A 12,879-nucleotide genomic window follows, 5' to 3' on the forward strand; every position below is an offset into this window, starting at 1 on the left:
AAAAAGCAAAAACCGAAGGATGGCCTTCGGTTTTTAAAAAAGATTACAACTAAATTGTCTTTTATTGTTTTGATTTCTTCTCTGCTATTTCAAAAATAATTGGTAAAGAATAAGGTACATTTACTTTTTTACCTTGATGTTCACCTGGTGTAAATTTAGGCAGTGTATTAATAACACGAATAGCTTCGGCCTCTAAACCAGGGTGTGGTGCTCTAGAACGAACATCTACAATATCACCCGTATTACTTATTTTAAAAATAACGTTTATGCGCTGTCTGCCGGTTAATTTTAGGCTATCTGCTAATTTGGTATTAAAATTATTATTAACATGCATTGAAATGTTTTTCGACATACATTTCTTTTGTTCATTTGCTGGTAAATTTTCACAACCTAGAAATACGGGTGGCTGATCTATAATTGCAAAAGGGATATCTACATACTTAATCACATCGGCAAAAAACGGATCGTTAAAACCATCTTCACTTGTTAAAACCAGTAAACTTTTAAGTGCAACATCTTCGCCTTCGCTAATATGTCCTTGTACCTGAATTTGTTCAAAAACAGCAACTATCTTCCCTACTAATTCAGACTCTGTTTTTTGGGAAGTATAAGCAGTAACCTCATCTAACAATGCCTGATTAAATTCTCTGCCTTTAGCTGTATTCAATAACAACCTTAAGCCTTTCTCTTCATGGTCGTTCAAGTTACCTTGCTTTTGAATTTGGTTTTTTAAAGCCTTAATTTTTTTGATTAATGGCGTTTCATTTTTAAGTTCTTGATTTACACTAACGCTATCCTCTTTGTTATTAGTAGCATCAAGACAAGAAGTATAAATTAACATTCCAAAAACAATTGGAACAATTAAAACATACTTAAATAAGCTAACCTGTTTTGATTTTGTTTTTTGTAACATAATGATTCGTTTTTTGATTAATGATTTTTTAAAAAATGGATTGATGAATGAAATATTTCTAGTCTCAAATACTTGTGATAACAAGTTTTGATAATACGCGTTTTTACTTTGACTTTTTACTGCCTGTGCATCGGCTATATATTCATGTAACGACATGATTCTATTTTGGTACATGTATACCAGCGGATTAAACCAAAACAGAATTCGTAATAGCTCAAAAAACAATAAATCTAAAGTGTGTTTTTGTTTTACATGCACTATTTCGTGCTTTAAAACTGCCGCTCGTTCTTCTTTCTTAAGTAGCTCACCTAAAAATATATAGTTAAAAAACGAAAAGGCCATGTTGCTTTTTAACAAGCTAACCACATAAAAATTGCTTTCAAGTTGTTTCGGATTATTTTTAAGTAAAAACAGAATCTTACTAAGTTTAACTAAAAATAAAATAAAGGCAACAAATAATCCTAGATAAAAAATAAACTCCCAAGTAACAAAGGATTTTTCTTCTGTTGCAAATTGTGTTAATTCTGTAATTGGTAATTCAGCTGGTGTTGAATTACCAATTATAATTTCTGGTAAATTGATGATGTATTCTTTGGATATAATATGTTTAAAACTACTTATTTTAATAAATGGTAAAATCAGAGAAAGTAAGGCGGTTACCAGTAAATATGCCCTGTTCCAATTAAAAAACGTTTCTTTTTTAAGAAAAACATCAAACACAATTATAAAGAATAATTGAAAAGCAACTATTTGTATGATATAATTTAACATGCTTACAATTCTTTTTTGTTGATTTCATTTAAAACCGACTCTAAGTCCTTTACATTCATATCATTTTTCTTCACAAAAAACGACACCATACTTTTAAAAGAACCTTGAAAATAATTATCTACCAATTTATTTATTGATTGGTTGCTGTAATCTTGTTTCGCAATAAGCGGAAAATACACATGCCCTTTACCTTTCTTTTCGTAATCAACGAAACCCTTACTTTCTAAAATTCTAACAATTGTTGAAACTGTGTTATACGCTGGTTTTGGCTCAGGAAATTCTTCAATAATGGCTTTTACATTGGCCTTTTTTAGTTGCCAAAGTATTTGCATAATATCTTCTTCTGCTTTTGTAAGTTGCTTCATAATTCTAAACTATTAAATTATTCAACTAAACTTTTAGTTACACAAATATAACTAAAAAATTAGTTTAAACTAATTTTTTAGTTTAAAGATGTAACAATTGGCATGATTTTTAGTCTAACTTATTGAATAACTTAAACTTTTTTAATGGATATTATTTTAATTATCATTGCTGCCCTTTTAATGTTTTTAGGAATTATAGGCAGTTTTATACCCGTATTGCCTGGACCACTCACTAGTTGGGTTGGTCTGTTGGTACTTCATTTTACAGATGCCATTCCTGTAGATCAGTCGTTTTTAATAATTACTTTGATTATTGCTTTATTTATTTGGCTGCTAGATTATATTATTCCTGCCTTAGGCACTAAACGATTTGGCGGTACTAGATACGGTATGATTGGCACGACGATTGGACTTATTGTTGGTCTATTAGCTCCTATTCCTGGTGGTATCATTATCGGTCCGTTTATAGGTGCTTTAGTTGGTGAATTAATTAATAAAAGTGATTCTAGAACTGCAACAAAAGCAGCTTTTGGCTCTTTTATTGGGTTCTTAACTTCAACTTTTATAAAGTTTGTTGTTGCCGTCATATACCTCGGCCTGTACATTGGTATTCTATGGGACTATAAAGATGCTTTATTTCACTTATAAAAAGAAGAAACCCTGTGGGTCTCTCACCTCCACAGGGTTTTGTAAATTGCTATTATCAACAAAAAAATTGAGGGATTAATTAATTTTTTTGAAGTGTTGATAGTCAAATCTAAACATAACTATTGTTTTCGAACTGCGGGAAACCCACAGCAACTTTACGGACTCTTCGTAGTTTTGAGGTATAGCAAGGGTTCCGAGCCAAAAAAAAAAGTGATTTTTTTTAAAAAAAATCACTTTTTTTTGCATTCTGTAGTACTTACTACACAAATCCTTTTTTTCTAGCCTCATTTAGTAGGGTTTCATCTTGCCCATCGTTAACATCAAAAATCTCTCTGAGCTGTTTTTTTCTTTTTTCAATGGCACTTAATGAAATATCTAAATGTGTCGCTAAATTTTTTGTTTTCACACCTTGTGATAACAGATATAAAATCTTTCTGTTTTTATCGTCTATTACAATATCACTTGTAATTGTTTTTCTAATATGGCTGTTAACGGTTCCACTATAAAATGGAGGGTTATTTAAAACAGCTTGAAAAGCACTTGCAAGTTCACTAGAAGTAAGATCGCTTTTAATCATGAATCCCTCCGGATCAATAGTTTTAATGATATTGTGAATTCTAAAGGATTCATTAAACATGGTTAAAATAATAATTTTAGCTTTTGGCAATATTTTTCGAGCATACTCAGCTAAATCTTCACCAGAACTCATAGATCCATCGGTTGATGGTGGCAAGCTTATATCAACAAACAACACATTATATGGTCTTTCATTTTTAATAGATTTATCCATATAAAGCACGGCTTCATCACAATTATTAGCAATGTCGATTTCTAATTCTTGATTGTCCTTCTTTGTAAAGAGTAAAGTATTTTGATAACCTTCAATAATCATGGGATGGTCATCAATCATAAGTATCTTTATTTTTTCTGACATAATTAGTTTTTAGGGAATGGGAACTTCAATACTTACCGTTGTTCCAACTTCAATTTGGGATGTTATTTGTAAACTTCCGTTAATTTCTTTTATTCTAGAATTCATGTTTTTTAAACCAATGCCTGATTTTGCTTTGTTTACATCAAAACCAGAACCATCATCTTCAATCATCAAGCAAATTACATTATTTTTTAATTGAAAACTAATTTTTACCTGTGATGCTTGGGCATGTTTATATATGTTGTGGAGAGTTTCTTGAATTATTCTGTAAATATGTATTTTCTTTTTATTACTTACAGAATCCCAATTGATATCATCATTATGTTCTAATTTAAAATCGAGTTGATAAGCAATGGCTTGGGTTTCTATTAATGTTTTTATGATATCTATAAATCCAGATCCTGAAACAAAATCGGTATTTAACTCATGAGACACTTTTCTTATATCGTCTTCAATGGTTTTGAGTTTGTCTATGTATTGACTTCGTGTTTTAATAGCCTCATCACTATTACTCATATTTAAACTATCTAAACTTAAACGTGTTCCAAATAATCGCCCGAGAACACCATCGTGTAGTTCTTCAGAAATTCTTTTTTTCTCCATGGTTCTGGCCTCCTCAATACTTTCATTCTGCGATAACATGAGATTATAAATCTCTTCGTTTGTTTCTTGTTGTTTTTGAATAAATTGTAATTCTTTATTTTTTATGCGTTGGGTAATTACCAGATACAGCAGAAAAGACGATAATATTACAATTACAGATATGATAAAAAGCCAAAATCGTTCTTTCGTAATTTTTATATTTTCTTGTTCAATTTGATTGGTTTCAAAACGAATTCTGGCAAACTTATTTCTAATAGCACGTTCACTTTTTTGTAAACTATCGTTGAGTTTAATGTATGCTTTTAAATGTTTTGCAGATTCTTCACCTTCTTCAATTGTTGAGAGTAGGAATAAGGATTTTAGCAAGTCGTCATTATGATATTCCTCTGAAATTTCTTTTGCCCTATAAGCATAGTATTTTGCAGAATCCTTATTCCCAGAGTTAAAGAAATATTCCGCTAAATGTTGATTAATTATAATAGAATTATACCCGTTAGGATTTACACTATCAGTTATTTTTAAAGCTTCAAAATATAATTCTGGTAATTCTTCGTGCTGTTCAGAAAGATATAAGGTATGTGCGTAATTGTTTAAAACAAGTGCGTAGAAATCTGGCCTTACATTTTTTAAATTTTCATTCGCTAATAATTCTTGATAAGTTTTAATTGATAAGTTATAGTTTCCCGCATTTTTATACGATAATGCTAAATTGTTAACAGAATTGTCAATTGTATTTGCATTATTACCTTTAAGATTCCTTTTTAATTTTAAAGATTTTTTATAATATTCGATAGATTCCTCTTGCTGTCCTAATTGATCCAATACTAACCCCAAATTGTTAAATATAAACGATTTATACTTTCTTACCTCATTAGTTTCGACTAAAGTCTCTAATAATGCTATCGCTCTAATGGATGTTAATTCACTGCCTGTTAAATCTTTTTCATTTTTTTGGATTACAGCAATACCATAAAGCGTGCGTGCTAATTGAAGTTTTTCACCAAGTTTTTCGTAATATTTCTCGGCTTTATGATAATAGTAATAGGAGCTATCTGCCAAGTAACTGTATCGGTAATGTTCACCAATTGTAAAATTAGCATTTGCAATAGTAAGCGAATCTTTTATATTAGATTTTAGAACATTCTGAGTAATGGAATCAATAGCTTTTATTCTGGTTTCCGATTGACCATTAGAATAAAAGAAGCAATGCAAGAGAATTAATAAAGAAAATAAAGATTTCAAAAAAATGAATTTGCTATTTCATCAAATGTATTTATAATTTTCGAATTAGCGTAAAAAAAAGCCCTTGACTATGAAGTGAAGGGCTTTAAATATTATTTTAAAAATCCTAGTCATCAACTCCACCGCCAGTATAAGAAACTACTTCAGTATCTGGAGCTACTTGGATATCATCTTCGGTTAAGTCCTGCTTAGTACAAGAAGTTAAAGAGACAAAAAATAATGCTAAAATTAGTGTAATTTTTAGGGTTTTCATATGTATTCAAATTTTAAGGTTATACAGTTTTCTAAATTTTTTAAATAAAAAATGTTACTAAGACTTTAAAAAATTAAAATCTCGGTTTAAGGGAAAAATGGATAATTAACTTAAAATCGAATACAATAAATTGTAGTACGACTCTATTACTTTTTTAATGAGGGAATTTGACTTAAACAGTCAAAGTGTGGATTAATGATTCTTAACTGTACTTAGGGATATTCGTGGGTCGCACAATTAAGGACTGCTAAAATAATAGAACATATAAGATGTATCGATTACTTTTTCGATGAAATGTAAAATATTCGACGAAATGCATACTTTTTTATCGACGAAATGCAAATCCAATTAATTCTGTATGTATTCGGTTACAGCGTAGACTCGTTTTTAACCAAAGTTGTTTTTACAATTTTAGTTTTTACATCTTCAGTAGGGCCAGTATTTTGAATTCTTTTAATTAATAATTCTGCAGCAATTGCACCAATATCTTTAGCATGTTGCCGAATAGTAGTTAATTTTGGCATGGCTAAATCCGACTCAGATTTACTAGCAAACCCAATTATTGAAAGCTGTTTTGGAACTTTTAATCCTAAATTTACGGCAGTATTTATAGCAATTATGCTCGAAGAAGTATCGGCTGCTATAATACCATCAATGTTTTTATTCTTCTTAAAAAGTGATTTTATCTCTTGTTGATGATCATCCTCCTTTTTAATTCTTATAACTGTAGGCTGGAGATTACTATTTTCAATTATGGCCTTATTATATCCATGCTCTCTTAGCTTTCCTACACTTAAGTCGTATATATTACTTATAAACACAATATGCTTTCGACCTTCTTCTATTAAGCTTTTGGTAGCATTGTAAGTAGAATCAAAATCGTCTACAATTACTTTATCGCACAACACATCGTGTGCCACCCTATCAAACATAACTATTGGTAAACCTTGTGTAATAGTATTTCTAAAATGCTCAACTTCATTTTTTATTTGAGATTCCTCAGCTACCGATAAAATAAAACCATCAACACTTCCATTAGCTAACAATTGTAAGCTTTCCTTTTCTTTGGTTAATGATTCGTTAGAAATACAAGTAATAATATTGTAGCCGTGTTTAGAAGCTTCGCGTTCGATACCAAAAAGTACTTTGGCCAAAAATCTATTAAGAATGTTAGGAATAATAACGCCTATAGTTTTTGTTTTATTATTTTTTAAACTTAAGGCAACTTTATTAGGTCTATAATTATACAATTGGGCAAGTTCTTTAACCCGTCTAACAGTTTCCTCACCAATTTCTTCGCTATTGTTTAATGCTTTTGAAACTGTGGATATTGATACGTTTAATTCTTTTGCTAATTGCTTTAAAGTAACCATTCTTATAACTCGTTATTTAAATTAATGCAATTTACAAAATAACTTATTGTAACCACCATTTATTTAATTCTCTAAATTTGGTTATATTGTACCTGCTATTATCAAAACAATTTAACTTTCGTAAAAAATAAAGCACCCCTCCTTACAAAGTAAATCAGGATGCTTCTTTCCGGGGTCCGTCTCACCAAAACCCCTAGCTATTAATTACTAATAAAATTTAATGAGAGAATATTTAATGCTAGAACACTATCGTTTAATATCCTTTGTTCCCATATTTCAATAAAATCATTTGTTGAGAACTCTACTTTTCCAGTAATAGAATTTCTTAATCTGCTTGTTTTTATTATTTCTGAACTGTTTTTATTCATTATAAAATAATTAGCAAACTTCGTTTCTTGATTTTCAATTTCTGGATATACAGCATTAATTTGAAACGCTTTTGTTTTTTGTCCTAAATATGTCACTCTATTATTGAAAGGTGTTGATAGACTAAATAAATCAACAGCATTATCAGCTCCATCAACATTTATTTTTTGTATTTCACATTTAAAATAGGTATGACCTGATGACGAATCAACTAACCCTTCATTTTTTAATCCTTTATTAAAAAATAGAGTACCGTTGTTATTTATAATGGAGCCTTTTTTATTAATCAATTCATTTTCAAAATACACATTGGTTGAATCTGATATATACAATACGCCTTCATTAACAATTTGAGCATGGCCAAACATGAAATTAAATAATACTAAACCTATATTTATAAGATATTTATAATTCACATTTCTATTTTTTACTTAGATATTATATCTAAATTAATATCCTTCCTTTTGTAATTATAAATCCCTAATTCAGGATTATTACTCGAAAACGGAGTATGACGTTTATCAATATTTGTTGTTCTATTAGCAAATTCTAAATCTGCTATTTCTTTCTCATGTGTTATTACTTCTTCGTTGTTTAACAAATCAGGAAAATCTTCTGATACGGAATCTTCGTCTTGCTTAGATTGCTTTAAAAACAATTCTAAGACCTTAGTTTTCAATGTTAATTTGTTTCCTAATTCTTTGCATTTGGTAATGTCTAGCATACTAGCACAGTAAAAATTACTATTATCTAAACTCAAACTATTTAATGTAAATTCAACCGGAAACTCGCTACCATTTTTACGAATGCAACACAACTCAATTTTATCTGTGTTTTGGCTTTCTTTAATTTTACCTATTATTGCCAATAATTCTTTAATATTTCCTTTTCTATATTTAATAGATAATAAAACTGAAAGTGGATGCCCCAGTATTTCAGCCTTTGAATAGCCAAATGCTACTTCTGCTCCTTTATTCCATTCGGTAATATTTCCAACATTATCGGTAACAACTATAATACCTACATCTATTGATTGATAAATAGACATATACTTTGAATACGCAATTTTACTTTCTAATAGTTGCGTGTTTTCTAATTCATATTTGGTTACATCTTTATATATGGCCACATATTTTATTCTATTTTCTTCTTCATTTATTATGGGAACAATAGTAGTATCTAACCAGAACAGTTTTCCTGTGTCGGAAATATCATTTAGTACACCTTGCCATTTGTGTCCTGCTTTTATAGTTTTCCACAACTCTTTATAGACCTTATTAGCATGAAGATGCGATTTTAACAATTCATGTGTTTCTCCAATAAGTTTGCTAACATCGCATTCCATTATTTTGCAATAATTATTATTGGCGTATTCTATTCTACCCAAAGCATCGGTTATTGTAATAATGGTATTTTTAGATATTACTTCTAATAAATCATTATTGAGACCGTCTAATATGTTATAATTAATTGCTTCCATAAAACCTGTTTTTTGTTTCAAAACAATAATTCTTAGCTGCTTCTAATTCACTAAAAACACCAAATGGTGTCATTGGGTTGTAAATTCTTTTATAGGCTGTGATTAACAATCTTATTCCTATAGTGTTTGTAATAAATGATTCAGAAATCCTAAGTTTTACAAGCTCTGGATTATTAGTTATTAATTTTGCAGCTGAAATTGAAAATGTGCCTTTAGTATCTCTAACATCAATTAGAAATGGCATAGGCTTACCTTTACATAATTTAACTATGGCATTGATATATTCACCTGCCCGACTATAAGTTAATTTTGAATTTGAATCTTCATTATTGAACTTACAATAAAGAATCTCTGTATTATCTGTCCAAAACATAGCGTTTTCAAATATTACAAGTTCGTCTGTAAACTTCTTTTTAATAAGAGGCATTAAATTGTGCATAATTTTCATTACAAAATTTTAATGTATCAGTATAATCGGTTGATATTTTTATTGGCACTATAGTTGAACTTCCTATCTTGAACAACTCTAGAAAAAATTTTAAATCCAATGACTTAACAATAAATGATTTTGAAAGTACTAAAGATTTAATTTGAGCATTGCTTGAAAACAACTTGAATAATCGAATTGAATTTAGTCTACTAACTCCTGATAAATCAATTAATATTGGTCTATATTTTCCATAAGACATAGCCTTAATTACTTCAATAAAAATAACTTCAGCTTCAAATTCAATAAACCTTTTATCTACATGGCTATTGAAAGTAGCATGTATTAAGTCTTGGTCTAGCCAAAATTTTACGTTATCTAAGATAATTTCGTTTTTCATTTCTTAATCATTGTAAAACTTTACGACAATGGGTGTGCCAAAATACACTTACAACAACAAAATAAACGTAATTATCTGATAATGTGATATTTAAATATTTTCATGAAATAAAATACACCATAAATATGCACGAAATACCGTGCATATTTATGGTGTATTGCAAGAAGTGACGGAATACCGTTACTAAATATTCGGTTTTGTTATGCCTAATTTAGACATTCTATCGCGTAATGTACTAGGTTTTAAATCTAGTAAAGCCGAAGCTCCATTTGATCCACTAATTTTCCATTCGCATTGTTCTAATACTTGAAGAATATGATTTCGTTGAGCAGCATCTAAGGACAAATCTTTATTTTTAATATGCTGCTTGGTTTGTTGAGCTGTAGATTCGAAACCTGGAATTAACAAGGTTTCGTTAGTTGAAAGAATTACTGCCCTTTCTATTAAATTCTCCAATTCTCGAATATTACCCGGCCAATCATAAGATTTGAGTTGATTCATCGTATCATCAGGAATAAATTTGATACCCTTATCATACGATTTATTAAACTTATCTACAAAATGCTCAATCAATAACGGAATATCATCTTTTCGTTTTCTTAGTGGAGGAACATCAATTGGAAATACATTAAGCCTGAAATATAAATCTTCTCTAAATTGCTTTTTTTTAATTTCCTCTTTGAGATTTCTATTAGTTGCTGCTATTACACGAACATCCAATTTTTTTGACCCAACTCCACCCACAACTTCAATTTCGCCTTCCTGTAAAAACCTTAATATTTTTGGTTGCATATCTAATGGCAATTCACCAATTTCATCTAAAAACAAGGTACCTCCATCTGCCAATTCAAACTTGCCAGTTTTGTCGCTAAAAGCTCCAGTAAATGAACCTTTTTTATGACCAAACAATTCACTTTCTATTAATTCTCTAGGAATTGCTGAACAATTAACCTTTATAAGAGGTTTATTATTTCGAAGACTTGTATTATGTATAGCCCTTGCTATTAATTCTTTACCCGTTCCAGATTCTCCCAATAATAGCACTGTAGCATTTGTTGGAGCTACTTTTTCAACTTCCGTTAGTACATTGCTAAATTCTGCGCTACCATAAACCATATCTTCATAATTAAAAACGAGGTCTAATTCATTTCTTAAATAGAAATTTTCCTGTTCTAATTGATTACGAAGTTTATTCAATTCTTCGTTAGCCGTTTTCAGATCTTTATTGGCTAAAACAAGATTTTCTTCGGCCTGTTTACGTTCAGCACTTTCAACCATTAAAGACACAATATTAGCAATTGATGTTGCGAATTCTTGATCTTCGGCAGTCCAATCCCTTTTCTTTTTTCCAACATGCTCGAAACAAATAATACCATAATGGCCATTAGTACTATTAATAAATACATCCATAAGGGAAGTAATATGGTTTGGTGCCAAATAATCTTTTGCAAATTTTTCAGTTATCTTATTATTTAGAGCGTCACTAATACAAATTGTTTGATTTTCGCGTAAGGCGTTAAAATAGTTTGGATTATCGTCATATTTTAATTCAAAACCTGTTTCGTGTAAATCGCTTTGTAACTTATATAATTTTTGGCAAAAAATAGCACTTTTATCTTTTTCAAAACTCCAAATACTCACCCTTTCAACATTTAATGTTTGAGCAGATAGTTGCGTAATTTTATTTAATGAATCATTAAAACTTTTTCCAACAAGATTGGCTAATTTTAGAATAACCTCCTTCTTTTGATTAGACTTTAAAGCTTTTTTCTCTAAAATAATCCTAGCTTTTTCTTCATCTGTAATATCCTTTATTGTTGCGAATAAAGCTATTACCTCTCCTTTATCATTTAAAATGTTTCCGGATAAAAATGACGCTCTGAACTTTTTGCCATTTTTCTTTATAAAATCCAATTTAAACGATCTTGCTTCACCTTTTGCAACATCCTCTTTTATAGCTAACATTAATTCTAAATCTTCGGTCCTGGCAAAAGGATAGGGTAAATTAAGCCCAATAAGTTCCTCCTTTTCATAGCCTAAAATTTCGCAAAACGAATTATTAACCATAATTATTTTTCCTTCAAGATCGACTATTAATAAGCCTTCTTGCATGGACATAATGAGTTTATCTGTAAATTCTTTGGCAAATATGAGTTTCTTTTCGGCACTTTTGCGCTCAAGAATCTCATTTTCAAGATCTAAATTTTTCTGTTCAAGTTTACTTATGAGTCTTTTACTGTATAGTTTTAAAACTTCTTGCTCTGTGAATTCAGGCTTTTTTTCTGGCTTTACTTGTGGTTTCGTTTCAGAAAATATGTTTTGAACCAGTTTTATAATGGTATCAGAATCTGTAGGTTTTCTTAAAAAGTGAGTTGCACCCAGTTTAATGGCAAACTCTTCATCTAATTTTTCGGTATATGTAGAAGTATAAAAGACAAAAGGGATGTTCTTAAATGTTTTATCCTTTTTGCAGGCTTGACAAAACATGTAGCCGTCCATTACAGGCATTAAAATATCTGAAATAATCAGATCAATTTTATTTTTTTGTAATTTATCTAAGCCTTCTTTTCCATCATAAGCCTCAACTATTTCATATCCAGCCTCTTCTAGTATTACCCTTAATAGGTAAAGATTCTCATACGTATCATCTACTATTAAAATAGTTTTCATCTTGTCAAAATTCTATTATCGGGTATTATGAATTTTTTCCATTTGACTCACAAAAGTTTCTGGGTTTATAGGTTTCTCAATGTATCCATCTGCACCAGCTTCTATGGCTTTTTCTTTATCACCGCCCATGGCATACGATGTTACAGCAATAATCGTGGTGTTTTTAGGCAACCCATTATGCCTTAATTTAATACAAATTTCGTAACCGTCCATATCAGGTAATTGTATATCTATTAAAATAATTTCTGGATGTTTTTCATGCGCTATTTTTAAACCTCGTGCGCCATTATATGCTTTTAGCACATTATAACCATTATTTTCGAGTAGATATGAAAGCATGTACATATTTTGCTTATTATCTTCAATTATTAAAATGGTTGACTTCATATTTACTAAGCTAAAAAAGTTGATATTAACACGTTAAAGTCTTAAAT

13 protein-coding genes are annotated in these 12,879 nt (G+C 29.9%); 1 reads left to right on the forward strand and 12 read right to left on the reverse strand.

Annotated elements, in window-relative coordinates; translation table 11 throughout:
- Window positions 1-61 precede the first annotated feature (61 nt).
- Window positions 62-1,684, reverse strand: a complete 1,623-nt coding sequence (locus BUA46_RS02615) for a M56 family metallopeptidase (protein WP_019386119.1) — start codon at window positions 1,682-1,684, stop codon at window positions 62-64.
- 2 nt (window positions 1,685-1,686) lie between these two features.
- Window positions 1,687-2,049, reverse strand: coding sequence for a BlaI/MecI/CopY family transcriptional regulator (locus BUA46_RS02620; protein ID WP_019386118.1), 363 nt, complete (start codon window positions 2,047-2,049; stop codon window positions 1,687-1,689).
- 144 nt (window positions 2,050-2,193) lie between these two features.
- On the opposite strand from BUA46_RS02620, the gene BUA46_RS02625 reads away from it, so the two are divergent.
- A complete protein-coding gene (locus BUA46_RS02625) occupies window positions 2,194-2,697 on the forward strand; it encodes a DUF456 domain-containing protein (protein WP_019386117.1) in 504 nt (167 codons plus the stop codon).
- A 259-nt stretch (window positions 2,698-2,956) separates the two neighbouring features.
- Here the strand turns inward: BUA46_RS02625 and BUA46_RS02630 are convergent, their stop codons facing one another.
- From BUA46_RS02630 to BUA46_RS02670, 10 genes are all read right to left on the reverse strand, one after another.
- Window positions 2,957-3,631: a response regulator gene (locus BUA46_RS02630; protein WP_019386115.1), complete on the reverse strand. Its 675-nt coding sequence runs from the start codon at window positions 3,629-3,631 to the stop codon at window positions 2,957-2,959.
- 9 nt (window positions 3,632-3,640) lie between these two features.
- Entirely contained in the window at window positions 3,641-5,476 is a 1,836-nt protein-coding gene (locus BUA46_RS02635; RefSeq protein ID WP_019386114.1) for a tetratricopeptide repeat-containing sensor histidine kinase, read from the reverse strand.
- A 106-nt stretch (window positions 5,477-5,582) separates the two neighbouring features.
- Window positions 5,583-5,729 carry a hypothetical protein gene (locus tag BUA46_RS15065; protein ID WP_019386113.1) on the reverse strand — a complete coding sequence of 49 codons (147 nt, stop codon included), beginning with the start codon at window positions 5,727-5,729 and terminating at the stop codon, window positions 5,583-5,585.
- Between the two features lie 368 nt (window positions 5,730-6,097).
- Window positions 6,098-7,102, reverse strand: a complete 1,005-nt coding sequence (locus tag BUA46_RS02640) for a LacI family DNA-binding transcriptional regulator (protein WP_019386112.1) — start codon at window positions 7,100-7,102, stop codon at window positions 6,098-6,100.
- Between the two features lie 200 nt (window positions 7,103-7,302).
- Window positions 7,303-7,884 (reverse strand): hypothetical protein, encoded by a 582-nt coding sequence (locus BUA46_RS02645; protein ID WP_143148049.1) that lies wholly within the window; start codon window positions 7,882-7,884, stop codon window positions 7,303-7,305.
- Window positions 7,885-7,895: 11 nt separating this feature from the next.
- On the reverse strand, window positions 7,896-8,948 hold the full coding sequence (locus BUA46_RS02650; RefSeq protein ID WP_019386110.1) for a PAS domain-containing protein: 1,053 nt from the start codon (window positions 8,946-8,948) through the stop codon (window positions 7,896-7,898).
- The gene (locus BUA46_RS02655; RefSeq protein WP_019386109.1) at window positions 8,935-9,396 is read right to left on the reverse strand and encodes a DUF7793 family protein; all 462 of its coding nucleotides are present in this window, start codon (window positions 9,394-9,396) and stop codon (window positions 8,935-8,937) included. The genes BUA46_RS02650 and BUA46_RS02655 overlap by 14 nt, the downstream gene beginning before the upstream one ends.
- Window positions 9,362-9,775 (reverse strand): hypothetical protein, encoded by a 414-nt coding sequence (locus tag BUA46_RS02660; RefSeq protein WP_019386108.1) that lies wholly within the window; start codon window positions 9,773-9,775, stop codon window positions 9,362-9,364. The genes BUA46_RS02655 and BUA46_RS02660 overlap by 35 nt, the downstream gene beginning before the upstream one ends.
- 183 nt (window positions 9,776-9,958) lie before the next feature.
- Complete coding sequence (locus tag BUA46_RS02665; protein ID WP_019386107.1) at window positions 9,959-12,445, reverse strand: sigma 54-interacting transcriptional regulator; 2,487 nt, start codon at window positions 12,443-12,445, stop codon at window positions 9,959-9,961.
- A gap of 15 nt (window positions 12,446-12,460) precedes the next feature.
- Window positions 12,461-12,832 (reverse strand): response regulator, encoded by a 372-nt coding sequence (locus BUA46_RS02670; RefSeq protein WP_019386106.1) that lies wholly within the window; start codon window positions 12,830-12,832, stop codon window positions 12,461-12,463.
- Between the last annotated feature and the right edge of the window lie 47 nt (window positions 12,833-12,879).

The sequence above is a fragment of the Algibacter luteus genome (assembly GCF_900141715.1).
GTDB lineage: Bacteria > Bacteroidota > Bacteroidia > Flavobacteriales > Flavobacteriaceae > Arenitalea > Arenitalea lutea.